General features: G+C 68.7%; 25 protein-coding genes and 2 pseudogenes. 9 read left to right on the top strand and 18 right to left on the bottom strand.

Features of this window, described 5'->3' with window-relative positions:
- Positions 1–453 (bottom strand): annotated as a pseudogene (locus tag ACXAID_RS18380) (glycosyltransferase); the annotation flags it as partial.
- Positions 454–496: 43 nt separating this feature from the next.
- Here ACXAID_RS18380 and ACXAID_RS18375 point away from each other — a divergent pair.
- Complete coding sequence (locus tag ACXAID_RS18375; RefSeq protein ID WP_475023651.1) at positions 497–958, top strand: limonene-1,2-epoxide hydrolase family protein; 462 nt, start codon at positions 497–499, stop codon at positions 956–958.
- A gap of 25 nt (positions 959–983) precedes the next feature.
- Here ACXAID_RS18375 and pspM read toward each other — a convergent pair whose 3' ends face one another.
- From pspM to pgsA, 5 genes are all read right to left on the bottom strand, one after another.
- A complete protein-coding gene (gene pspM / locus ACXAID_RS18370) occupies positions 984–1,802 on the bottom strand; it encodes a phage shock envelope stress response protein PspM (protein ID WP_475023650.1) in 819 nt (272 codons plus the stop codon).
- Between the two features lie 15 nt (positions 1,803–1,817).
- Positions 1,818–2,639: a phage shock protein PspA gene (pspA, locus tag ACXAID_RS18365; RefSeq protein ID WP_475023649.1), complete on the bottom strand. Its 822-nt coding sequence runs from the start codon at positions 2,637–2,639 to the stop codon at positions 1,818–1,820.
- Between the two features lie 100 nt (positions 2,640–2,739).
- Complete coding sequence (gene clgR / locus ACXAID_RS18360; RefSeq protein ID WP_475023648.1) at positions 2,740–3,060, bottom strand: transcriptional regulator ClgR; 321 nt, start codon at positions 3,058–3,060, stop codon at positions 2,740–2,742.
- Between the two features lie 120 nt (positions 3,061–3,180).
- Positions 3,181–3,678 carry a CinA family protein gene (locus ACXAID_RS18355; protein ID WP_475023647.1) on the bottom strand — a complete coding sequence of 166 codons (498 nt, stop codon included), beginning with the start codon at positions 3,676–3,678 and terminating at the stop codon, positions 3,181–3,183.
- Positions 3,656–4,252 (bottom strand): CDP-diacylglycerol--glycerol-3-phosphate 3-phosphatidyltransferase, encoded by a 597-nt coding sequence (pgsA, locus tag ACXAID_RS18350; protein WP_475023646.1) that lies wholly within the window; start codon positions 4,250–4,252, stop codon positions 3,656–3,658. Before pgsA ends, ACXAID_RS18355 begins: the two co-directional genes overlap by 23 nt.
- Positions 4,253–4,294: 42 nt before the next feature.
- Here pgsA and ACXAID_RS18345 point away from each other — a divergent pair, with 42 nt between their 5' ends.
- Positions 4,295–4,816 carry an amino-acid N-acetyltransferase gene (locus ACXAID_RS18345; protein WP_475023645.1) on the top strand — a complete coding sequence of 174 codons (522 nt, stop codon included), beginning with the start codon at positions 4,295–4,297 and terminating at the stop codon, positions 4,814–4,816.
- Positions 4,817–4,939: 123 nt separating this feature from the next.
- Here the strand turns inward: ACXAID_RS18345 and ACXAID_RS18340 are convergent, their stop codons facing one another.
- On the bottom strand, positions 4,940–7,459 hold the full coding sequence (locus tag ACXAID_RS18340; protein ID WP_475023644.1) for an FtsK/SpoIIIE family DNA translocase: 2,520 nt from the start codon (positions 7,457–7,459) through the stop codon (positions 4,940–4,942).
- Between the two features lie 139 nt (positions 7,460–7,598).
- Between ACXAID_RS18340 and ACXAID_RS18335 the strand changes: the two genes are divergently transcribed.
- Genes ACXAID_RS18335 through ACXAID_RS18325 form a run of 3 tightly spaced genes read left to right on the top strand, consistent with a single transcriptional unit; the run spans position 7,599 to position 9,622 of the window.
- The gene (locus tag ACXAID_RS18335; RefSeq protein WP_475023643.1) at positions 7,599–7,913 is read left to right on the top strand and encodes a putative quinol monooxygenase; all 315 of its coding nucleotides are present in this window, start codon (positions 7,599–7,601) and stop codon (positions 7,911–7,913) included.
- A 10-nt stretch (positions 7,914–7,923) separates the two neighbouring features.
- Complete coding sequence (locus ACXAID_RS18330; RefSeq protein WP_475023642.1) at positions 7,924–8,742, top strand: mycofactocin-coupled SDR family oxidoreductase; 819 nt, start codon at positions 7,924–7,926, stop codon at positions 8,740–8,742.
- 10 nt (positions 8,743–8,752) lie between these two features.
- Positions 8,753–9,622 (top strand): SAM-dependent methyltransferase, encoded by an 870-nt coding sequence (locus ACXAID_RS18325; RefSeq protein ID WP_475023641.1) that lies wholly within the window; start codon positions 8,753–8,755, stop codon positions 9,620–9,622.
- Between the two features lie 17 nt (positions 9,623–9,639).
- Here the strand turns inward: ACXAID_RS18325 and ACXAID_RS18320 are convergent, their stop codons facing one another.
- Genes ACXAID_RS18320 through thyX form a run of 3 tightly spaced genes read right to left on the bottom strand, consistent with a single transcriptional unit; the run spans position 9,640 to position 13,035 of the window.
- Positions 9,640–11,319, bottom strand: coding sequence for a ribonuclease J (locus ACXAID_RS18320; protein WP_475023640.1), 1,680 nt, complete (start codon positions 11,317–11,319; stop codon positions 9,640–9,642).
- Positions 11,319–12,221, bottom strand: a complete 903-nt coding sequence (gene dapA, locus ACXAID_RS18315) for a 4-hydroxy-tetrahydrodipicolinate synthase (protein ID WP_475023639.1) — start codon at positions 12,219–12,221, stop codon at positions 11,319–11,321. Before dapA ends, ACXAID_RS18320 begins: the two co-directional genes overlap by 1 nt.
- 49 nt (positions 12,222–12,270) lie before the next feature.
- A complete protein-coding gene (gene thyX / locus ACXAID_RS18310; RefSeq protein WP_475023638.1) occupies positions 12,271–13,035 on the bottom strand; it encodes an FAD-dependent thymidylate synthase in 765 nt (254 codons plus the stop codon).
- Between the two features lie 124 nt (positions 13,036–13,159).
- On the opposite strand from thyX, the gene ACXAID_RS18305 reads away from it, so the two are divergent.
- On the top strand, positions 13,160–13,747 hold the full coding sequence (locus ACXAID_RS18305) for a tRNA-specific adenosine deaminase (protein WP_475023637.1): 588 nt from the start codon (positions 13,160–13,162) through the stop codon (positions 13,745–13,747).
- A 3-nt stretch (positions 13,748–13,750) separates the two neighbouring features.
- Here the strand turns inward: ACXAID_RS18305 and ACXAID_RS18300 are convergent, their stop codons facing one another.
- The 4 genes from ACXAID_RS18300 to ACXAID_RS18285 are packed head-to-tail and all read right to left on the bottom strand — an operon-like array spanning position 13,751 to position 17,139.
- Positions 13,751–14,647 carry a haloalkane dehalogenase gene (locus tag ACXAID_RS18300; RefSeq protein ID WP_475023636.1) on the bottom strand — a complete coding sequence of 299 codons (897 nt, stop codon included), beginning with the start codon at positions 14,645–14,647 and terminating at the stop codon, positions 13,751–13,753.
- A 4-nt stretch (positions 14,648–14,651) separates the two neighbouring features.
- A complete protein-coding gene (locus ACXAID_RS18295) occupies positions 14,652–15,866 on the bottom strand; it encodes a winged helix-turn-helix domain-containing protein (protein ID WP_475023635.1) in 1,215 nt (404 codons plus the stop codon).
- A complete protein-coding gene (locus ACXAID_RS18290) occupies positions 15,863–16,342 on the bottom strand; it encodes a dihydrofolate reductase (RefSeq protein WP_475023634.1) in 480 nt (159 codons plus the stop codon). Before ACXAID_RS18290 ends, ACXAID_RS18295 begins: the two co-directional genes overlap by 4 nt.
- Complete coding sequence (locus ACXAID_RS18285; protein ID WP_475023633.1) at positions 16,339–17,139, bottom strand: thymidylate synthase; 801 nt, start codon at positions 17,137–17,139, stop codon at positions 16,339–16,341. Before ACXAID_RS18285 ends, ACXAID_RS18290 begins: the two co-directional genes overlap by 4 nt.
- 42 nt (positions 17,140–17,181) lie before the next feature.
- Between ACXAID_RS18285 and ACXAID_RS18280 the strand changes: the two genes are divergently transcribed.
- Entirely contained in the window at positions 17,182–17,919 is a 738-nt protein-coding gene (locus tag ACXAID_RS18280) for a dienelactone hydrolase family protein (protein ID WP_475023632.1), read from the top strand.
- Positions 17,920–17,928: 9 nt separating this feature from the next.
- Here ACXAID_RS18280 and ACXAID_RS18275 read toward each other — a convergent pair whose 3' ends face one another.
- Complete coding sequence (locus tag ACXAID_RS18275; protein WP_475023631.1) at positions 17,929–18,405, bottom strand: hypothetical protein; 477 nt, start codon at positions 18,403–18,405, stop codon at positions 17,929–17,931.
- Positions 18,406–18,592: 187 nt separating this feature from the next.
- Between ACXAID_RS18275 and ACXAID_RS18270 the strand changes: the two genes are divergently transcribed.
- A complete protein-coding gene (locus tag ACXAID_RS18270; protein WP_475023630.1) occupies positions 18,593–19,822 on the top strand; it encodes a patatin-like phospholipase family protein in 1,230 nt (409 codons plus the stop codon).
- Between the two features lie 39 nt (positions 19,823–19,861).
- On the opposite strand, the gene ACXAID_RS18265 is transcribed toward ACXAID_RS18270, so the two are convergent.
- Genes ACXAID_RS18265 through dapB form a run of 3 tightly spaced genes read right to left on the bottom strand, consistent with a single transcriptional unit; the run spans position 19,862 to position 21,518 of the window.
- Positions 19,862–20,314 (bottom strand): flavodoxin family protein, encoded by a 453-nt coding sequence (locus ACXAID_RS18265; RefSeq protein ID WP_475023629.1) that lies wholly within the window; start codon positions 20,312–20,314, stop codon positions 19,862–19,864.
- Positions 20,314–20,784: a tetratricopeptide repeat protein gene (locus ACXAID_RS18260; RefSeq protein ID WP_475023628.1), complete on the bottom strand. Its 471-nt coding sequence runs from the start codon at positions 20,782–20,784 to the stop codon at positions 20,314–20,316. Before ACXAID_RS18260 ends, ACXAID_RS18265 begins: the two co-directional genes overlap by 1 nt.
- On the bottom strand, positions 20,781–21,518 hold the full coding sequence (dapB, locus tag ACXAID_RS18255; RefSeq protein ID WP_475023627.1) for a 4-hydroxy-tetrahydrodipicolinate reductase: 738 nt from the start codon (positions 21,516–21,518) through the stop codon (positions 20,781–20,783). The genes ACXAID_RS18260 and dapB overlap by 4 nt, the downstream gene beginning before the upstream one ends.
- A 127-nt stretch (positions 21,519–21,645) precedes the next feature.
- On the opposite strand from dapB, the pseudogene ACXAID_RS18250 reads away from it, so the two are divergent.
- A pseudogene (locus tag ACXAID_RS18250) lies at positions 21,646–21,892 on the top strand (HNH endonuclease signature motif containing protein); the annotation flags it as partial.

The following is a 21,892-nucleotide window of genomic DNA, read 5'->3' as shown; positions in this document are numbered from 1 at the left end:
CCGCAGCGCGTCGCGCGACCGGCCCCGCAGCCCGGTTCCGGCGGCCAGGCCGCTACCGATCGGCGGCAGCCCCTTCGACGGGCGGTACAGCGGATGGGTGTTCAGCTCGACCCAGGGCAGGCCGAGCAGGTCAGCGGCCAGCCCGCCGCAGGTCGTGATCGAGTCCGACACCACGACCGCGGGCGCCAGCTCGGCGATGCGCGGGCGGTTGAGGACCGCCATCCGGGCCGCTCGTTGATGGATCTTCGCGCCGGCGTCGGCGTCATCGTCGGCTGCCGTCGGGTCCAGGCCGTCCAGCTCGACGGCCTCGATCCCCTCCGCGCGGGCGAGCGCGAGCCACCTGGTGCCGGTCAACAGGGTGGGCGTATCCCCGGCCGCCAGGAACTTCAGGCACAGTGCGATGGCGGGAAATGCGTGACCGGGGTCAGGTCCTGCGACCACCGCAACGCGCATGCGGGCTACCCTGCCACAGCGTTCGCCGTTAGGCTCGGGCGATATGACTGACAACGTTCCCGAGGTGTCGTCGAACGGAGCCGTCGCTGCGGCCGCTGACAACGCCGAAATCGTGCAGAACTTCCTGTCTGCGATGGCCGACGAGGATTTCGACACCGTCGAATCGTTGGCGGCACCCGATCTGCTCTGGCAGAACGTCGGACTGCCGTCGCTGCGCGGTCGCTCCCGGATCATGAAGCTGCTCCGCAAGGGGCAGGGGCGGATGGGTTTCGCCGTCAAGTTCCACCGGATCGCCGCCGACGGGCCCACCGTGCTGACCGAGCGCACCGATGCGCTGATCTTCGGGCCGGTACGGCTGCAGTTCTGGGTGTGTGGAGCCTTCGAGGTGCGGGACGGTCAGATCGCGTTGTGGCGCGACTATTTCGACTTCTTCGACTTCATGGTCAAGGCTCCGCTGCGGGCGGTGGTGGCGGCGTTGGTACCGTCCCGGCGCGAGACGTTCTGAAGACGCTCAGTTCATCAGGTGGGCGTCAGGCGCCGCGCAGTCGGCCCAGTTCGTCGAAAGCCTGCGCCCACCCGGTCAGCCGGTCGGTGGCCGCAACCAGCTGATCACGGTAGCGGCGTTGCGACATCGGCGAACTCGACATCGACCCGGAGTTCGCCGCGGACACCAGTTGTGCTGCCGCTGAGACCATCTCGTCGTACTGGCGCGCACCGCGGTGGAGTTGAGCGGTGAAGGCGTTGATCGTCGGGGCCAGATGGGCCCGCGACTGAGGCGCCGATTTGGCCGTATTCTCCATCGAGACCACCTCGGTGGCGGTGGCGGCCATCGTCGCGGCGGTCTGCTCGGCGGCCACCCGCAGTTCGAGCAGGTCACCGGCGGGCAGCAGCTGTCCGCGCTCCATGACCCCCAGCAGGGAGAACAGCCCACGCTCGGAGGCCGACAGCGAGGCCATCGGGGCTCGCGCGGCCGAACCCCACGGCGGTAGCCGTCGCGCGGCCCGGCTGCGTGGCGGCGGCAGCGGCTCTGCGCGCAGCCAGCGGTAGCGCAGGAACGCCAGCGTCGCGAGGAAGGCCGCACCGACGGCGATCGGCGACGGGATGAACAGGGCCCACACCGGGGTGCTCCACGACGCCACCAGGGCGGTCGCCCCCACCCAGAAAACGGTGCAGACGCTGAAGAACACGCCCAGGCGCAGCGCCCAGCGCCGCTTGCGCAGCAGCTTGGCCCGCGGGTCGGCGGCGGCGTGCAGCTTGTCGGCCACCATGTCCGACCATTCCGCAGCGGTGTCCACGCCCCGCTGGGCCAGTGAACGCCAGGGCTCCGGTCTGCCGGTGTGCGTGCTCATGCCGATTCGCCTAAATCACTGCGACAACGGATTTTCCGGAGTCTGGTTGGGGGTGGCCGCCGGGGTGGCCGGGTTCGGTGTCGGCGTACCGGTCTGGTTGCCGGCGGGCAGTTGCTCGCCGCGCATGGAGGCGCGAATCTGTTCCAGGCGTGAATGTCCGGCCATCTGGACACTGGCCTGCTGGATTTCGGCCATCCGGCCCTGCACGGAGTTCTCGGCCAGCTCAGCCGCACCCATCGCGTTGGCGTAGCGGCGCTCGATCTTGTCGCGCACCTCGTCCAAGCTGGGGGTGGCACCGGGTGCGGCGAGATCGCTCATCGACCGCAGCGAGGCGCTGACCTGCTCCTGCATCTTGGCCTGCTCGAGCTGGCTGAGCAGCTTGGTCCGTTCGGCGATCTTCTGTTGCAGCATCATCGCGTTCTGCTCGACGGCCTTCTTGGCCTGATCGGCGGCCTGCAGCGCCTGGTCGTGCATGCTCTTGAGGTCTTCGACGCTCTGCTCGGCGGTCACCAGCTGGGCGGCGAAGGCTTCGGCGGCGTTGTTGTACTCGGTGGCCTTGCCGGCGTCCCCGTTGGCCACCGCCTGGTCGGCCAGGGTCAGCGCCTGACGCACGTTGACCTGCAACTTCTCGATGTCGGCGAGCTGGCGGTTCAGCCGCATCTCCAGTTGGCGCTGATTTCCGATGACCTGGGCGGCCTGCTGGGTCAGAGCCTGGTGCTGACGCTGGGCTTCCTCGATGGCCTGCTGGATCTGCACCTTCGGATCGGCATACTCGTCGACTTTCGAGCTGAACAGCGCCATCAGGTAGCGCCACGCCTTGACGAACGGATTGGCCATTAGTTCATTCCGCCTTCGTATGGGTCGATCTCGGGTGAAGTGCCGCCACCCCAACTTATCGGTTCCGCGCAGATCACCACACCCCTGCGCGCCGAACGGGTCAGGCCACCGCCATCGACACCGCGTGCGGGATGACCACCTTGGTGCTGACATCGATACCGGCGGTGCTCGCAGCGTCCTGCGACTCCTCGTGGGCCAGCTCGTCGCCTGCCTCGCTCAGCACCCGTGACAGCGGCACGTCCAGCGCGCCGCAGATGGCGCCGAGCAGCTCGCTGGAGGCCTCCTTGCGGCCGCGCTCCACCTCGGACAGATAGCCCAGGCTGACCCGCGCGGAATCGGAGACCTCACGCAGCGTGCGGCCCTGGTCGACGCGGACGCGGCGCAACACGTCGCCGATCACCTCGCGCAGCAATGTCGTCATCACGGTCTCCTTGCCTTCCGGGGCCATCTCGGGGTGAGCTCGGTGTTCCTCATGTGTCTTACCCAGCCCAACGCGCGGAACCGCCGGAATGGTTCCCGAGGCCCCCGAAGTGCTGGTCCTTCACCCGCTGGGCTGACGTTCCACCAGTTCGCGCAGCCGGCGCAGCGCCGCGTGCACCGCCGCGAGCCGGATCTCCCAGCGGGAGCCGTCCAGCAGCAGCGCGTCCACCTCGGTGTCGACCGGCCCGGCGATCCCGATGAACACCGTGCCCACGGGGTGGCCGCCGTGCGGTTCCGGTCCGGCGACACCGGTCAGGCCCACCCCCCAGGTGGCCCCGCAGCGCTGCTGGGCGCCGACGGCCAGAGCGCGGGCGGTGGGTTCGGCGACGGGACCGACGTCGGCCAGCAGCTCCGGCGCCACGCCGGCCAGCCCGATCTTGGTCTCCACCGTGTACGTCACCAGGCCGCCGCACAGCACCACGCTGGCTCCGGGCACTCCGCCGAGGGTGGCGGCCAGCAGACCGGCGGTCAGTGATTCGGCGGTGGCCACGCTCTGGCGCCGCACCGTCAGATCGGCGACCAGCGCGCGGGCATCGTCACTGACCAGCGGGTCGTCCACGCCAGTCCCTGACCGCTGAGACGAAGTAATCCGCGCCGGTCAGCACCGTGAGCACGACCGCCGCCACCATGGTCACCCAGGCGAAGACCAGCCAACCGCCGGACAGCGGCAGCACGAACAGACCGATCGCCACGGCCTGGACCAGGGTTTTCAGTTTGCCGCCGCGGCTGGCCGGGATGACGCCGCGGCGCAGCACCACCAGACGCAGCACCGTCACCCCGAGCTCGCGCGCCAGGATCACCACGGTCACCCACCACGGCAGATCTCCCAGCACCGACAACCCGATCAGGGCCGCGCCGATCAGCGCCTTGTCCGCGATCGGGTCGGCCAGCGTGCCGAATTCGGTCACCATGCCATAGCTGCGGGCCAGCGCCCCGTCGAACCGGTCGGTGATCACTGCGGCCGCGAACACGATGAATGCGACCACCCGCCAGTATGTTTCATGGCCGTCGCCGACGAAGAGCACGACGAGGAAGACCGGGACCAGCGCCAGCCGGACAGCTGTGAGCGCGTTGGCCAGGTTGGCCACCCGGACGCGCGGCACCACCGGATCGGTATGTGGTTGGCCCGGCACCGCCACAGAATACTTGTTGGCGGTACCGATATTCTTCGGTGTGTGAGCCCAGATCCCGACGACTCGGCGGCTCAGCTCGTCGTACGGCGCGCCCGCACCTCCGACGTGCCCGCCATCAAGGCGCTCGTGGACATCTACGCCGGCAAGATCCTGCTGGAGAAGAACCTGGTGACGCTCTACGAGTCGGTCCAGGAATTCTGGGTCGCCGAACTGCACGACGAGCTGATCGGCTGCGGCGCGTTGCACGTGCTGTGGTCGGATCTGGGCGAGGTGCGCACCGTGGCGGTGCACCCCAAGGTCAGAGGCCAGGGGGTCGGGCACAAACTGGTCGACCGGTTGCTCACGGTGGCCAAGGAACTGCACCTGCAGCGGATCTTCGTGCTCACCTTCGAGGTGGATTTCTTCAGCAGGCACGGCTTCGCCGAGATCGACGGCACCCCCGTCACCGCGGAGGTCTACGAGGAGATGTGCCGGTCGTATGACACCGGCGTGGCGGAGTTCCTCGACCTGTCGTTCGTCAAGCCCAACATCCTGGGCAACACCCGCATGCTGCTGACCCTCTGACCCACCGCGACTGACCCACTGACCCGCAACGGCCCCCCACCGCCGAAATGGCATTCCAGCAGCTTCCCACTCGACGTTCGGCTGCCGGAATGCCGTTTCGGCGCCCCCAGGGCGACCTGGACGCTAGAACTCGTCGTCGGCGTCCTCGGAGCCCGCGGCATCGCTGCCGCCGCGGATGAGCGCCAGCGTGCCGGCCAGCTCGTCGGGTCTGACCAGCACCTCACGCGCCTTGGAGCCCTCCGAGGGGCCGACGATGCCACGGGTCTCCATCAGGTCCATCAGCCGGCCGGCCTTGGCGAAGCCCACCCGCAGCTTGCGCTGCAGCATCGACGTCGAGCCGAACTGGGATGACACCACCAGCTCCACCGCCTGCAGGAAGACGTCCATGTCGTCACCGATGTCGGGATCGACGTCCTTGCGTTCGCCGGCCTTGGCCGTCGTGACGCCCTCGGTGTACTCCGGCTCGGCCTGCTCCTTGGTCGCCGCGACGACCGCGTGGATCTCCTCGTCGGTGATGAACGCACCCTGCAACCGGATCGGCTTGTTGGCTCCCATCGGCAGGAACAGTCCGTCGCCCATCCCGATCAGCTTCTCGGCACCCTGCTGATCCAGGATGACCCGGCTGTCGGTCAGCGACGAGGTCGCGAACGCCAGCCGCGACGGCACATTGGTCTTGATCAGGCCGGTGACGACGTCGACCGACGGCCGCTGGGTGGCCAGCACCAGGTGGATGCCGGCCGCGCGCGCCTTCTGGGTGATGCGCACGATGGCGTCCTCGACGTCGCGGGGGGCGGTCATCATCAGGTCGGCGAGTTCGTCGACGATCGCCACGATGTACGGGTAGGGCTTGTACTCGCGCTGTGAGCCCAGCGGCGCGGTGATCTCGCCGGAGCGCACCTTCTCGTTGAAGACGTCGATGTGGCGCACCCGGGAGGCCTGCATGTCCTGGTAGCGCTGCTCCATCTCCTCGACCAGCCACGCCAGCGCGGCGGCGGCTTTCTTCGGTTCGGTGATGATCGGCGTCACCAGGTGCGGAATGCCCTCATAGGGCGTCAGTTCGACCATCTTGGGGTCGATCAGGATCATCCTGACCTCCTCCGGGGTGGCACGGGCCAGCAGCGAAACCAGCATCGAGTTGACGAAACTGGACTTGCCCGACCCGGTCGAGCCGGCAACCAGCAGGTGCGGCATCTTCGCCAGGTTGGCCGAGATCATCTCGCCCTCAATGTCTTTGCCCAGACCGATGACCAGCGGATGGTGGTCGGACCGGGTGCCGGGGTCGGTCAGCACATCGGCCAGCCGGACCATCTCCCGATCGGTGTTGGGCACCTCGATCCCCACTGCCGACTTGCCCGGGATCGGGGCGAGCATCCGCACGCTCTCGGTGGCCACCGCGTAGGCGATGTTGCGGTGCAGCGCGGTGATCTTCTCGACCTTGACGCCGGGCCCGAGCTCGACCTCGTAGCGGGTGACGGTCGGCCCGCGGGTACAGCCGGTGACGGCGGCGTCGACCTTGAACTGCTGCAGCACCGAGTTGATGGAGTCGACCATCTGCTCGTTGGCGGCGCTGCGCCGCTTCGGTGGGTCGCCTGCGACGAGCAGGTCCAGCGGCGGCAGCGTGTAGGGCCCCTCCACCACCCGGTCGAGTGACAGTTTGGCTTCCTTGCGCGGCTTCTTGCGGGTGCGGGCCGCCGGCTCGGGCACGGTGGGCGCGTCCCCGGCGTCCTCGGGGTCGACCGGGTAGTTGTCCATCGGCGAGCCGGACGGTGCCGGCAGCACCTCGGTCGGCTGGGTCGGCGACGGCCAGGACCGGTCCTCGTCGCCGGAATAGCCGGCAGGATCGTCGTAGTACCCGTCGGAGAAATCCTCGTGCTCGTCGTCGTACTCGTCGTCGTCGTACTCGTCGTCGTAGTCGCGACTCCACCGGGTGGGGAACATCGCCCGCACCGTCGCCGGGACCTCCCGGATGGTCGTCCCGGTCACCAGCAGCGCGCCGAACAGCACGCCGATGAACAGCAGCGGCGCGGCGATCCAGGCCGTCAGCCCGTCGGCCAGCGGGCCGCCGATCGCGAATCCGAGGAATCCGGCCGCGTGCTGGCGTGCCGTCGGGTCCTGCGGCGAGCCAGACCACAGGTGCCACAGGCCCAGGGCGGGCAGCACGATCATCACGGTGCCCAGGATCAGCCGCGGCCGGGCCTCGGGGTCGGGCTCCGAACGCATCAGCGCGATGCCCAGGGCGGCGAGTGCGAGCGGCACCAGCACCACGGCCGCGCCGATGAGCACCCGCACGAAGGTGTCGATCCAGGCGCCGACCGGCCGCGCGGCGTCGAACCAGGATCCGGCGGCGACGATGACGGCCAGGCCCAGCAGCGCCAGCGCGATGCCGTCGCGGCGGTGTCCGGGGTCGAGATCACGGGCCCGACCCACCGAGCGAGCGGTGCTTCCGGCCCCTTTGGCGAGCATCAGCCAGCCGGCGCGCACGCCGCGACCCACCGCCGTGCCCGCTGTCGCGACCATCGACGGGTTGCGGCGGGGCGGCTTGCGCCGGGGCGCAGCCGGGCGGGCAGGCCGCGATGCACCCCGCGAACCGGCCTTTGACCTGGTCGGACGGGCAGAAGAGCGAGCCGCGGTCTTACTTGCCATGGGTGCAAGCCTAGTCGCTTCAACCTCAGATACACCATCAGCCACACTGGTCACAGATCGGTTTCGATCCCCTGCAGGCCCGCAACGATCACGTAATAAGGTGGACAACTGTCCAGAACACGCTCAGCGAGGAGTCTCCATGCCAGTCGTCGTCGTCGCCACCATGACCGCCAAGCCCGAATCCGTGGACAGCGTTCGGCAGGCGTGTCAGCAGGCCGTGGAGGCGGTGCACACCGAGCCGGGCTGCCAGCTCTACTCGCTGCATGAGGCCGACGGCACCTTCGTGTTCGTCGAACAGTGGGCCGACGCGGACGCACTCACCGCACACAGCAAGGCACCGGCGATCGCCACCCTGTTCGGCGCCATCGGCGAGCTGCTCGACGGCGCACCCGACATCAAGATGCTGCAACCGGTCGTGGCGGGGGACCCCGCCAAGGGCCAGCTGCGCCCGTAGCCTTCGCATCATGGGTGAGCTCAGCGACAAGGTCGCATTCATCACCGGCGCCGCCAGGGGCCAGGGCAGGGCACACGCGGTCAAGCTCGCCGCCGCGGGCGCCGACATCATCGCGCTGGACCTGTGCGAGCAGATCACCTCGGTGCCCTACCCGCTGGCCACGCCCGAAGACCTCGACGCCACGGTCAAGCTGGTCGAGGAGACCGGGGCACGCATCGTGGCCCGCCAAGCCGATGTGCGGGACCGGGATGCGGTGAAAGCGGCGGTGCGCGAAGGGACCGAGGCGCTCGGCGACCGCCTCGACATCGTCATCGCCAACGCCGGAATCGCGCCGATGGCGGCCGCCGACGCCTGGCAGGACGTCATCGACGTGAACCTGACCGGCGTCTACAACACCGTCGATGTGGCTATGAAGCCGATGATCAAGTTCGGCAACGGCGGGTCGATGGTGCTCACCAGTTCGGTGGCCGGGCTGGTCGGACTCGGTTCGCCGATGGCGGGTTCGGTCGGCTATGCCGCAGCCAAGCACGGCATCGTCGGCATCATGCGGGTGTACGCCAATTTCCTTGCCCAGTACAGCATTCGGGTCAACTCGGTCCATCCGGCCGGGGTCAACACCCCGATGATCGACAACGAGTTCACCCGCTCCTGGCTGGACGGAATCGCCCAGGAGGGCCAGGGCGGACCCGACATGGGCAACGCCCTGCCGGTTCAGGCGCTCGAACCCGAGGACATCGCCAACGCGGCGTTCTGGCTGGTCTCGGATGCCGCGCGCTATGTCACCGGTGTCGCGTTGCCCGTCGACGCGGGCTATGTGAACAAGCGCTGACGGGCCCACGGTGTCCGCACAAGCCGCCGCCCGGACCGCGCTGGGCCCGATGCTGCTCGCGGCGATCGAGCACAACGAACCGCCCGCCCGGCGCCTGGTCGACGACGACCTGGCCCGGTCCTTCCTTCCCGCGCGGTGGCGCTGGCTGGTCGGCCTGACCCGCTCGGCAGCGGTGCGGCGCGCCCTGACGGCCGCCGCACAGCGGTCCGGGCCGGGCCTGTGGGCCAGCATCGCGTGCCGAAAACTCCTGATCGACGAGCGCCTGTCCGACCCGGTCAACGAGGTCGACGCCGTGGTGGTGCTCGGTGCGGGACTGGACACCCGGGCGTGCCGGATCGCCCGGCACAGCGACCTGCCCGTGTTCGAGGTCGACCAACGCGTCAACGTCGAGCGAAAGGAGGCGGTGCTGCAACGGGCCCTCGGCGCGACACCGCCGTCGGTGCGCCTGGTGGCGGTCGACTTCGAAACCGAACCGGTCATCCCGGCCCTGGAGGCCTGCGGTTACCGTCGCACCGATCGCACGTTCTTCATCTGGGAAGGCGTCACGCAGTACCTGACCCCGGAGGCGGTGCGCGCCACCCTCGACCAGCTCCGCGACGCCGCGCCGGGGAGCCGGCTGATCTTCACCTACATCCGCCAGGACTTCATCGACGGCACCGACCTGCACGGCGCCAAGGCGCTGTACCGGCGGTTCCGCCGGGGCGAGCAGGTGTGGAAGTCGGGTCTGGTGCGCGAGGAGGTCGGCGATCTGCTCGCCGGATACGGCTGGCGCCTGGTCGAACAGGACGGACCGAGCTACTTCCGCGACACCTACATCCGCCCGACCGGCCGTTCACTGACCGCGTCCCCGCTGGAGTGGACGGCGCTGGCGGAGCGCTGAGCGCGCGGCGGCGGCCTTCAGCCGATCTCGATCACCGTCGGCACGATCATCGGCTGGCGGCGGTAGGTCTCCCCCACCCATTTGCCGACGGTCCGCCGAACCGCCTGGGCGATCCGGGTGGGATCGGTGATGTTCTGCCCGGCGAGGTTCTCCAGTTCGGCCTCGACCTTCAGCGCCACCGGTTCCAGCGCCTTGGGGTCTTCGGAGAATCCGCGTGAGTGCAGGTGCGCGGGTCCGGCGGCCTTTCCGGTGCCCCGGCGCACGACGACCGTCACCGCGACGAAACCCGAGGACAGGATGAGCCTTTCACCCAGGGTCGCATCACCGACGTCACCGGTGACGAGACCGTCGACGAACATCTTGCCGACCGGCACCGCCCCGGCGATCCGGGCGCGGCCGCTCACCAGATCGACGCTGACACCGTTCTCGGCGAGCACGATGTTCTCCTCAGGCACGCCGGTGCGCGCCGCCAGCGCGGCGTTGGCCCGCAGCATCCGCCAGGTGCCGTGCACCGGCATCACATTGCGCGGCCGCACCCCGTTGTAGAGGAACGCCAGCTCGCCGGCATAGGCGTGGCCCGAAACGTGAATGCGGGCCTGCTGGTTGGTGACGACGCGGGCCCCGATCTTGGCCAGCGAGTCGATCACGCCGTACACCGCCTCCTCGTTGCCGGGGATCAGCGATGAGGACAGCACGATCAGGTCCCCGTCGGTGAGGGTGATGCTGCGGTGTTCCCCGCGCGACATCCGCGACAGTGCCGCCATCGGCTCACCCTGGGTACCGGTGGTGATCAGCACGACCCGGTCGGCGGGCATCATCTCGGCGGCGGCGATGTCGAGCACGTCCTCGTCGGCGACCTCGAGGTAGCCCAGCTCGCGGGCGATCCCCATGTTGCGCACCATCGAGCGGCCGACGAACGACACCCGGCGACCGAGCGCCACGGCGGCGTCGATGATCTGTTGCACGCGATAGACGTTGGAGGCGAAGCAGGCCACGATGACGCGGCCCTCGGCGCCGCGGATCAACCGGTGCAGCGCGGGGCCGATCTCACTTTCCGACGGCCCGACCCCCGGGATGTCGGCGTTGGTGGAGTCGCACAGGAACAGGTCCACCCCGGCGTCGCCGAGCCGCGACATCCCGGGCAGGTCGGTGGGCCTGCCGTCGAGCGGCATCTGGTCGAGCTTGATGTCCCCGGTGTGCAGCACGGTGCCCGCACCGGTGTGGATCGCGATGGCCAGACAGCCCGGGATCGAGTGGTTGACCGTGAAGTACTGACACTCGAACACCCCGTGGGTGCTCTTCTGACCCGCGTCCACTTCGACGAACACCGGCTTGATGCGGTGTTCCCGGCACTTGGCGGCTACCAGCGCCAGGGTGAATTTCGATCCGACGATCGGGATGTCGGGCCGCAGCTTCAGCAGGAACGGGATCGCACCGATGTGGTCCTCGTGGGCGTGGGTGACCACCACGGCCTCCACCTCGTCGAGGCGGTCCTCGATGTGCCGCAGATCGGGCAGGATCAGGTCGACACCGGGTTCATCGTGGGTCGGGAACAACACCCCGCAATCGACCACCAGCAGCCGGCCCAGATGCTCGAAAACGGTCATGTTGCGGCCGATTTCGTTGATACCGCCCAAGGCGGTGACACGCAGGCCGGCGGGGGCCAGCGACTCGGGTGGGGAAAGCGCTGAATCCACTACCTCAACACCGCCGCGGAGCGCATGTCGTTGGCCAGCGCCTCGATCTGATCGGCGCTGGCCGGCATCTGCGGCAGCCGTGGGTCGCCGGCCTCGAAGCCCTGCAGCCGCAGCCCCTCCTTGGACAGCGTGACCCCGCCCAGCCGGATCTGCGCCGCGGACAACGGTCCGAGCGTGACGCTGATCTTGCGGGCGGTGGCGATGTCGCCGGACGCGAACGCGGTCTGCATGTCGCGCAGCTGGCCGGCCGCGACATGCCCCCAGACGCTGACGAAGCCGACCGCTCCCATCGCCAGCCATGGCAGGTTCAGCGAGTCGTCTCCGGAGTAGTAGGCCAGGCCGGTCTCGGCGATGATCGCCGCTCCGCCGTGCAGGTCGGCCTTGGCGTCCTTGACCGCCACGATGTTGGGGTGCTGCGCCAGCGTCCGCAGCGTGTCCCAGGCGATCGGCACGAGCGATCGCGGCGGGATGTCGTAGAGCACCACCGGCAGATCGGTGCTGTCGGCGACGGCGGTGAAGTGCGCGAGCAACCCTGCCTGCGGCGGCCGCGAGTAGTACGGGGTGACCACCAGCAACCCGTGGGCGCCCTCGGCGGCACACGCCTTGGCCAGGTGCATGCTATGCGCGGTGTCGTAGCTTCCGGCACCGGCGATGACGCGGGCCCGGTCACCGACGGCCTCGAGCACCGTCCGCAGCAGCAGGATCTTCTCGTCGTCGGTGGTCGTCGGCGATTCCCCGGTGGTTCCGGACAACACCAGCCCATCGCAGCCCTGGTCGATCAGGCGGTTGGCCAGCCGCGCGGCGGTGACGGTGTCCAGCGTGCCGTCGGGCTTGAACGGAGTCACCATGGCGGTCAGCAGCGTGCCCAAACGGGCGGGGGCGTCGAATCCGCTGGTACTCACGGGCAACTAGGTTACCTGCTCAGCCACCGGCGTCACGACCGCCTTTGGGCTATGCCTCGGTAGCCAGGGGGCTGGTCGCGACCTCGGTGCCGTCGGCCAGCTCGGTGATCTCGAAATCGGCGAACACCTGCGGCGCGACGTCGACGAGTTGACGCAGACATTCGATCGCCAGCCGCCGGATCTCCACGTCGGCGTGCTCGCTGGCCCGCATCGCGATGAAATGCCGCCAGGCCCGGTAGTTACCGGTGACGACGATGCGCGTCTCGGTGGCGTTGGGCAGCACCGCGCGGGCGGCCTGGCGGGCCTGTTTGCGTCGCAGCACCGCCGCGCGTTCGCCGGCTTCGTCGACCATGAACTTGGCCTCCAGCCGGGCGAGCAGCTCGGCGTAGGCGGCGCGGCTGGCATCGGCGGCCGAGGCCAGGATCTCGGCCAGCTCGGGGTCGTCTTCGATTCCCGGTGGCGCGACCACCTGCGCGTCGTGCTCGGGCACGTACCGCTGCGACAGCTGCGAGTAGGAGAAGTGCCGGTGCCGGACCAGCTCGTGGGTACAGGACCGGGAGATGCCGGTGATGTAGAAGGTGACCGTGGCGTGTTCGAGCACCGAGAAGTGCCCGACGTCGATGATGTGGCGCAGATACGACGAATTGGTGGCGGTCCGCGGATTGGGTTTCGACCAGCTCTGATAACAGGCCCGGCCGGCGAACTCGACCAGCGCCGGGCCACCGTCGGCGTCGGTGCTCCACGGCACGTCCGGGGGCGGGCAGAACTCCGTCCTGGCGATCAGCTGCACCCGCAGCGGTGCGATCTCGGCCACGCGGTGAGCCTAACGCGCTCGTCGGCCCCTCCCCCGTCGAGACCGCCTCAGCGGCGAAGTCCACTCGCGGCCCACTCGAATCTCTTCACCCTGACCGCGGCCCCGACGGACGTTAGGGTGATCCATGCCCGACTCCACGCTTTCCGCGCGCCTGCTCGAGGTGATCGACGCCGAGATCCTGCCGCTGACCGAGCGCGGGGTGGCCGCCGGCAACAAGGTCTTCGGCGCGGCGCTGCTGGCCAAGTCGGATCTGTCGGTCGTGGTCGCGGGCACCAACGACGAAACCGACAACCCGCTGTGGCATGGCGAGATCAACACGCTGCGACAGTTCTACGAGTTGCCCGACCGGCCTTCGACCAGGGACCTGCTGTTTCTGACCACCCATGAGCCGTGCACGTTGTGCATGTCGGCGATCACCTGGGCGGGGTTCGACAACTACTACTACTTCTACAGCCACGAGGATTCCCGCGACAGCTTCGCCATTCCGCACGACCTCAAGATCCTCAAGGAACTGTTCGGCCTGGAACCGGGCGGCTACCGGCGCGCCAACGAGTTCTGGACGGCGTACGCGATCACCGACCTGATCGAGGCCGAGCCCGAACCGCAGCGCAGCGAGCTGCTGGCCCAGCGCGACCGCATCCGGGCCCGTTACGACTCGCTGTCGAATCGGTATCAGGAATCCAAGGCAGACAACGACATTCCGCTGAGCTAGCCGTCAGTCCGGATTGGCGGCGACGAAATCCACCACCACGGCGGCAAGTTCGGCGCCCTTGTCCTCCTGCAGGAAGTGCCCGGCGTCGCCGATCGTCACGTGTGGCTGACCGGCCGCGCCCGGGATGAGCTTGCGCAGCACGGCATCTGCTCCCCGGGTGATCGGGTCGGAGTCGGAGAACGCGCACAGGAAGGGCTTGGCGAAGCGGCCGAGCGCCTGCCAGGCGGCCCGGTTCGCCGGCGCCGCTGGATCGTCGGGGCTGATCGGCACCAACAGCGGGAACTGCCGGGCGCCGGCCTTGTAGGAGTCATCGGGGAACGGCGCGTCGTAGGCGGCGATCACCTCGGGGCTCAGCGTGCCGACGCAGCCGCCGCCGATGATCTTGCCGACCGGGAAGTCCGGGGTCTCCTGACTGAACTTCTGCCAGGCCAGGAACGCCTCGCCCGGGTGGTGATCGCCGGTCGGCAGCATCGTGTTGGCGGCGACGACGCGGGCGAAGTGATCGGCGTGTTCGCCGACCAGCCGCAGGCCGATCAGCCCGCCCCAGTCCTGGCAGACCAGGGTGATGTCGGTCAGCCCGATGGAGTCGATGGCGGCCCAGGTCCAGTCGATGTGGGCCTGATAGGTGTAGTCCTCGCGGCGGGTGGGCTTGTCACTGCGCCCGAACCCGACCAGGTCGATCGCCACCGCCCGCAGGCCGGCCCCGGTCAGCACCGGGATCATCCACCGGTACAGGTAGCTCCATGACGGCTCGCCGTGGAGCAGCAGCACGACCGGCCCGTCGGCGGGGCCTTCGTCGACGTAGTGCATCCGCAGCGGGCCGACCTCGACGTAGTGCGGCTCGAACGGGAAATCCGGGAGGGCGGCGAACCTGTCGTCGGGGGTGCGTAGCACGTCCATGGCTTCAGCTAACCAAGGCGGCGGCCAGTTCCGCCACCAGATCGCCCCGATCACCCACGATCACCTCGTCGAGGTCGAGCCAGTCGGCCATCGAACGCAGCTGCCCGGCCAGTGCCGCGGCGACCGTCACCGGGTCGCGCCCGGATTCGACGAACGCGCCGACGACCGTCAGCGCCCGTGCCGGGCGGTCTGCCTTGAGGTCGACCCGGCCCACCAGTTCGCCGTCGAGCAGGAACGGCCACACGTAGTAGCCGTACTGCCGCCTGGCGGCCGGGGTGTAGATCTCGAGGCGGTACGTGAATTCGAACAGTCGCTCCACGCGGGGCCGGAAGAAGACCAGCGGGTCGAACGGGCACAGCAGCGCTGTTCCCCTGTCGCGGCGCGGAACGCTCTGGCCGGCCCGCAGGTATGCCGGGGCGGTCCACCCGTCGACGTCGACGCGCTCGAGTTCGCCGGCGGCCACCAGGTCGGCGATCGCGGGTTTGATCTGGGCGGCGCCCAGCCGGAAGTAGTCGCGGATGTCGGCCTCGGTGGCGACACCCAACGCGGTGGCAGCCCGGCGGGCCAGTTCGCGCACCGCCTCACGCTCGTCCAACTGCCGGTTCAGCACCTCCGCAGGTAATACCCGTTCGGCCAGGTCGTAGTGGCGTGCGAACCCCACCCTGGTCGCGGTGGCCAGCACCCCCGACGACCACAATGCCTCGGCCACCCACTTGGTGTCGCTGCGGTCCCACCAGGGCCCCTTGCGGCCGCGGGGTGCCGCTTCCAGATGCGCCTCGATCTGACCTGCCGTCGACGGACCCAGTGCGGTCACCGCTTCGACGACACCGTCGGCCAGCTTTGCGTTCTTGCGGACGATCTCGGTTCCCCACCGGCCGTGCCGGTACTGCTGCATCCGCCAGCGCAGCAACGGCCAGTCGTCGACGGCCATCAGGGCGGCCTCGTGTGCCCAGTACTCGATCAGCAGCCGTGGCGACCGCGCCGAATGGCTCCAGGCAGCGCGGTCCAGCACATCGCGGTCGTAGGGCCCCAGCCGGCTGAACACCGGCGCGTAGTGGGCGCGTACCGCAACCGAGACGGAATCCAGCTGCAGGACCTGCAGCCGGGCGATGAGCCGCTTGAGATGCGCGCGGGTGACCGGACCGGCCGGGGCCGGCTCGGCGAAGCCCTGGGCTGTGACCGCCACCCGCCGCGCCTGGGCAGCGGACAGCCTGGTCACGCCCGGAGGTAGGTGTAGAACCGGTAGCGCAGCCCGGAGGAGCTGTCCTGCCAGTCCCCCGCCGTGCCGAACCACGCCTCGTCGAGCATCGGCGCCAGCGCGTCGTCGTCCTCGCGGTGCAGGTCGATGTCGACCTCGGTGACCTCGCACCGGGACGCGAGCGGCAACGCCAGCCCGTAGACCTGTGACCCACCGATCACCCATGCGTCGTCGAGCGCGGCGCCCTCGAGGGAGGTGATGACCTCTGCTCCGTCAGCCATGTAGTCAGCATGACGGCTCAGTACGACATTTCGGCGGCCCGGCAGCGGCCGGAACCGCTCCGGCAGCGACTCCCAGGTGTTCCGGCCCATGACCACGGTGTGACCCATGGTCAGTTCCCTGAATCGCGCCATGTCCTCCGGGACGTGCCACGGGATGGAGTTGCCCCGGCCGATCACCCCGGACGAGGACTGCGCCCAGATCAGGTTCACGCTCACACTGCCACCGGGGCCTTGATCGCCGGATGCGGGTCGTAGTTGTTGATGACGACGTCCTCGTAGACGTAGTCGAAGATCGAATCCCGTTTTGCCAGAAGGAGTTCCGGATAAGGTCGGGCCTCGCGGGACAGTTGTTCGGTCACCTGCTCGACGTGGTTGTCGTAGATGTGGCAGTCTCCTCCGGTCCAGATGAATTCACCGACAGCCAGGCCGGCCTGGGCGGCCATCATGTGGGTCAGCAGTGCGTAGCTGGCGATGTTGAACGGTACGCCCAGGAACAGGTCGGCGCTGCGCTGATAGAGCTGGCAGCTCAACCGCCCGTCGGCGACGTAGAACTGGAAGAACGCGTGGCACGGCGGCAGTGCCATCTGGCTGATCTCGCCGACGTTCCAGGCCGACACGATGTTGCGCCGGGAGTCCGGGTCGGACTTCAGCAGCTGCAGCGCGGCGCTGATCTGGTCGATGTGTTCACCCGACGGTGTCGGCCACGACCGCCACTGCACGCCGTAGATCGGACCCAGATCCCCTGTCGGGGAGGCCCATTCATCCCAGATCGTCACTCCGCGTTCCTGCAGCCAGCCCACGTTGGAGTCCCCGCGCAGAAACCACAGCAGCTCGTAGATGATCGACTTGGTGTGCACCTTCTTGGTGGTGATCAACGGGAACCCGGCGGTGAGGTCGTAACGCATCTGATGGCCGAAGACACTGCGGGTGCCGGTACCGGTGCGGTCGGACTTGGGAGTCCCCGTCTCGAGCACCAGACGCAGCAGATCCTCGTAGGGAGTGGCGATCGGCACGCGCCTAGCTTACGTGGGCGGCTGCAGAGTAGAACGGAACCCATGCCGACGATCTCCGACACCGTCACGACTGCCGACGGCTCCTGCCCGGTCACCCTACACACCCCCGAGGGCGACGGTCCCTGGCCCGGAATCGTCATGTATCCCGACGCCGGCGGGGCCCGTCCCACGTTCTCCGCGATGGCTGACGAACTCGCCGGCCACGGCTACGCGGTGCTGCTCCCCGACGTGTACTACCGCGAAGGCGACTGGGCGCCGTTCGACATGGCGACGGTGTTCGGCGACGAGGACGCCCGCAAACGCCTGTTCTCGATGATCTCCAAGGTCACCCCGGATCTGATGGCCGCCGACGCCACCGCGTTCTTCGACTACCTGGCCGCCCGCCCCGAGGTCCGCGGCGAGTCGTTCGGTGTCACCGGATACTGCATGGGCGGGCGCAGCGCACTGGTGGTCGCCGGCCGGGTTCCGGGCCGGGTCGCGGCGGCGATGTCGTTTCACGGCGGCGGCCTGGTCGCCGATGACCCGGACAGCCCACACCTGCTCGCCGAGCGGATCCGGGCGGCGGTCTACGTCGGGGGCGCTCAGGATGATCGCTCCTTCACCCCCGAGGATGGCGAGACGCTCGGCAAGGCGCTCACCGCTGCCGGCGTGGACCACACCATCGAGTGGTATCCGGCACTGCACGGCTTCGCGGTGCCGGACAACGCCCCGTTCGACGAGGCGGCCGCACGCCGGCATTGGGACTCGATGCGTTCGTTCTTCGCCGCCCATCTGAGCTGAGGCGGTTTCCTACGCGGGAGGCGCCTGGGCGCGGTGCCGGCGCCGCTCCTCCCGGAACGTCTTGACCGCGCGGAAGCCGCCGCGGAAGGCGTAGACGCCGGCGATGACCGTCACGACGATCATCACGATGAACATCAGCAGCCAGTTGGTTTTGGAGTGCGGTACGTGCCACCACACGGTGGTGAACAGGATGGCCGAGACGAACACCACGATGTCGCGCCAGTTGCCCTCGTAGGACACCGCGATCTCGCGGATCTGACGGTTCTTGTTGATGCCGGCGATGATGTCGTCGACCCGGATGTCGATGACGTGCTGGAGATTCGCCCGACGCTGCACCTGGTCTTCGGGGATGCGGGCGAGCAAGTCCATGTCCTTGGCGATCAGAGCCCGGACATCGGGCGCCTTGATGTTCCCCGCCACCATTCCCAGCAGTGCGCCGCCGGCGATCGGCGCTCCGGCAACAGCGATGTCGGCGATACCGGGCATGCGGCTCCTCCGTTGATCCGTCGACGTGGCAGTGGCACGCCGAGAACTCGGGCGAGTGCGAAACGAATGCCGCGCCCGGGAGCAATGTACCGATTCCGCCGGGGCCCGTCCCCCAGCTGGCCTCCGGGCACAAGAGCGGTGCCGCCGTCGCCCAGCGGATCGTGCCCGGGTGTGGTAACCAGGCGGCGTGGAGAAAGTGGCGGTCGTGCTGGCCGGCGCGGGGGCCCGTGGCGGCTACGAGGCCGGAGTTCTTTCGGTGCTGCTGCCACGATTGCAGGCGGCCGGTGTGGCGGTGTCGATGTACGTCGGCACCAGCGCCGGCGCGATCAATGCGACGCTCTGTGCCGCCTTCTCGCACCTGCCTCCTGCCGAGATGTCGGCGAAAGTGCTGGATGTCTGGCGTCAGCTGGCGGCATCGGACGTGTTCGCCTCACCGGTGCTGCAGTTGCCGCGAACCGCCGCCCAGTTCGTCGGCGACGCCATCGGCCTACCCAGATCGCGGCCGACCCAGCTGCTGGACACCTCCCCGCTGTGGCGCACCGCGGAGCGGGTGATCGACGAGGAGCAGTTGCGCAGCAACGTCATTGCGAACAGCCTCACGGTGGCCGTCGTCACCGGCGCGGGCCGCGACAACCTCTCGGTGGTGTTCGCGCATACGCCGGACCCCGACGTCGTGCCGGTGCGTGACCCCAAGCGACCGATCGACTACGTCGCGGTCGACGGGCTGAAGACCGAACACGTGCTGGCCTCGTCGGCGATACCGCTGCTGTTTCCCCCGGTTCGAGTGCAGACGCCGAGCCATCACGCCGGCTGGTACATCGACGGCGGCGTGCACATGAACGCGCCGCTCAAACCGGCGGTGGAACTGGGTGCCGACCGGATGATCGTGGTCGCCACGCATCCGGTGACCGAGACTCCCGCCCCGTTCGGGCCCGACGACCCACCACCGGACCTCAGCGACATGCTCGTCGGCCTGATGGATGCCACGCTCATCGACCGTATGGTCGAGGACCTTCGCACGCTGAGCACGATCAACGATCTGTTGCTCGGGGGTGGCGCGGAGGGTGGCCGAACCCGCACCGGAGAGCAGATGCGGGTGATCCCGTACCTCGCGGTCACGCCCGAGCACCGCGGCACTATCGGCGAGCTGGCCCGCCAGGCCATCCAGGAACGCCCAAGCGCGGCAGGCGGACTGACCAAGCTGCTTCGCCAGAGCGAGCTGTGGCTGCTCGGTCGCGCGTTGCAGGGCAACGGCAACCGGCAGGGCGATCTCATCAGCTTTCTGTATTTCGAGCCGTCCTTCATCGAAGCGACCATCGAACTCGGACGCCGCGACGCCGAGCGGGCGTGCGCGGACATGGGACCGGGACACGTGCCGTGGATGCTGACACCGACGCTGAGGGAATCCGCCGGGTAGGCCCGTGCCCGGGTTCGGGTTCAGGTTCGGGGTGCCCCGCTACCCCATCAGTTGCGCCGCGACCGTCGCGCCGAGATTCCAGCAGGCCTCGAGGTCGTCCTTGGCCGGTTTGCCGGCCACCACCACCGTCTCTGCGGCTTGGGTCCACCCCAGGCCCGCGGTGATGCCGTCGACCGCCCGCTGGGCGCCCTCGGTGCCCTCGTTGCCGTGCAGCCACAGCCCGAACGGACGCCCCTGGGTGGTGTCGAGGATCTGGTAGTAGGCGCTGTCGAAGGCGTGCTTGAGCGCGCCGCTGATGTAGCCCAGGTTGGCCGGGGTGCCGAGCAGGTAGCCGTCGGCTTCGAGCATCTCGGCCGGTGAGACGGTCAAGGCGGGCCGCCGCAGCACCTCGACACCCTCGATCTCCGGGTCGGTTGCGCCGGAGACGACGGCTTCGAACATCTCCTGGCAGTGCGGTGACGGGGTGTGGTGCACGATCAGCAGGCGTGCCATCAGCTGGGCCTTCCTTCCTCCATCTCTACGGCCTTACGCATGGTGTCCCTGGCTCTGCCGCGATCACCGGCATAGTCGTACGCGCGTGCCAGTCGATACCAGCGAAGCCAGTTGTCCGGGTCGGCTTCGAGTTCGCCGCGCACCTTCTCGAACAGCGTGTCGGCGGCATCTCGATCGATGCGGCCGGACGGCCTGCGCGGCAGTGCGCTGACGTCGAGCTCCATGCCCTCCTCACGCGCGATGCGGGCCAGGCGTTGATGCGCCAGGCCGGCCTTCAGAGTGGCGACCAGGACCCAGACGCCGATGAAGGGCAGCACCATAATGGCCAGGCCGAGCCCGATCGCCACGACGTCACCGGAGGTGATGAACATCCAGGCAAGACGCCAGAGCATGAAGAAGTAGGCGATGAGCGCGAGGCACATGAACCCGATCAGCAGCTGGATACGCAGTGCGCGCGCGCCCTCGCTCATGACAAGTCGAGCAGCGGTTCGATCCCGACCGTCAGGCCGGGGAACTCCCTGATTCTGCGGACCGCCAGCAGCACACCGGGCACGAACGAGGTGCGGTCGATGCTGTCGTGCCGGATGGTCAGCGTCTCGCCCTGGGTGCCGAACAGCACTTCCTGGTGGGCGACGAGCCCGGCCAGTCGCACCGAGTGCACTGGAATGCCGTCCACGTCGGCCCCCCGCGCGCCCTCGAGGCCGGTGCTGGTGGCGTCGGGGTTGGGCGGCAGTTCTTTTCGGGCCGCGGCGATGAGTTGGGCGGTGCGCGCGGCGGTGCCCGACGGTGCGTCGGCCTTGTAGGGATGGTGCAGCTCGATGACCTCGACGGACTCGAAGAACCGGGCGGCCTGCTTGGCGAAGTGCATCGAGAGCACCGCGCCGATCGCGAAGTTCGGGGCGATCAGCACGCAGGCGTCCGGCTTGCCCGCGAGCCACTGCCGGACCTGCTCGAGCCGCTCCTCGGTGAAACCGGTGGTCCCGACGACCGCGTGGATCCCGTGCTCGATGCAGAACTTCAGGTTGTCCATGACGACGCTGGGGTGGGTGAAGTCGATAACCACCTCGGTGTCGGTGTCGGTCAGCGCCGACAGCGGGTCGCCGGCGTCGACACCGGTGGTGAAGGTCAGATCCTCGGCGCTTTCCACGCCCGCCACCATCGTCGCGCCGACTTTGCCCTTGGCGCCCAGCACTGCCACTCGCATGTCCTCAACCCTATCGCCCGGGGTTCACCTCGCGGTTTGGTGACCATCGAAAGCTCTTTGGTCACTTGGGTTTCTCCAGTCACACCGACGGTCGCTCCTGTCAGTGGTTCGAACTAGTGTTCGATTCATGGGTGAGGTGTCCAGCGCGATCGCCGCGATCCGGGCCGGTCTGGCCGAGTTGGCCGCCGCCCCGATCGACGGGCTCACCCATCGCGAACTGATCAGCCTGCTCGACGACCTCAAGGAGCTGACCTGGATACTGCCGGCCCACGAGCAGCGGGCGCTGGCCCGGCTGATGGCCGAAACCGAACCCAAGACCCTCGGCGCCAAATCCTGGAACGAGGTGCTGCGCATCGCGCTGCGAGTCGCCAAGA

The sequence above is a fragment of the Mycobacterium sp. ABE4_509 genome, assembly GCF_056160785.1.
This window is presented reverse-complemented; position numbering and strand designations above follow the sequence as displayed.

What these genes read in the sequence shown, in the direction of transcription:
- ACXAID_RS18375 (WP_475023651.1), top strand. Translation starts at nt 497, where the DNA reads ATGACTGACAACGTTCCCGAGGTGTCGTCGAACGGAGCCGTCGCTGCG.
- pspM (WP_475023650.1), bottom strand. Translation starts at nt 1,802, where the DNA reads ATGAGCACGCACACCGGCAGACCGGAGCCCTGGCGTTCACTGGCCCAG.
- pspA (WP_475023649.1), bottom strand. Translation starts at nt 2,639, where the DNA reads ATGGCCAATCCGTTCGTCAAGGCGTGGCGCTACCTGATGGCGCTGTTC.
- clgR (WP_475023648.1), bottom strand. Translation starts at nt 3,060, where the DNA reads ATGACGACATTGCTGCGCGAGGTGATCGGCGACGTGTTGCGCCGCGTC.
- ACXAID_RS18340 (WP_475023644.1), bottom strand. Translation starts at nt 7,459, where the DNA reads ATGGCAAGTAAGACCGCGGCTCGCTCTTCTGCCCGTCCGACCAGGTCA.
- ACXAID_RS18335 (WP_475023643.1), top strand. Translation starts at nt 7,599, where the DNA reads ATGCCAGTCGTCGTCGTCGCCACCATGACCGCCAAGCCCGAATCCGTG.
- ACXAID_RS18330 (WP_475023642.1), top strand. Translation starts at nt 7,924, where the DNA reads ATGGGTGAGCTCAGCGACAAGGTCGCATTCATCACCGGCGCCGCCAGG.
- ACXAID_RS18305 (WP_475023637.1), top strand. Translation starts at nt 13,160, where the DNA reads ATGCCCGACTCCACGCTTTCCGCGCGCCTGCTCGAGGTGATCGACGCC.
- ACXAID_RS18300 (WP_475023636.1), bottom strand. Translation starts at nt 14,647, where the DNA reads ATGGACGTGCTACGCACCCCCGACGACAGGTTCGCCGCCCTCCCGGAT.
- ACXAID_RS18280 (WP_475023632.1), top strand. Translation starts at nt 17,182, where the DNA reads ATGCCGACGATCTCCGACACCGTCACGACTGCCGACGGCTCCTGCCCG.
- ACXAID_RS18275 (WP_475023631.1), bottom strand. Translation starts at nt 18,405, where the DNA reads ATGCCCGGTATCGCCGACATCGCTGTTGCCGGAGCGCCGATCGCCGGC.
- ACXAID_RS18265 (WP_475023629.1), bottom strand. Translation starts at nt 20,314, where the DNA reads ATGGCACGCCTGCTGATCGTGCACCACACCCCGTCACCGCACTGCCAG.
- ACXAID_RS18260 (WP_475023628.1), bottom strand. Translation starts at nt 20,784, where the DNA reads ATGAGCGAGGGCGCGCGCGCACTGCGTATCCAGCTGCTGATCGGGTTC.
- dapB (WP_475023627.1), bottom strand. Translation starts at nt 21,518, where the DNA reads ATGCGAGTGGCAGTGCTGGGCGCCAAGGGCAAAGTCGGCGCGACGATG.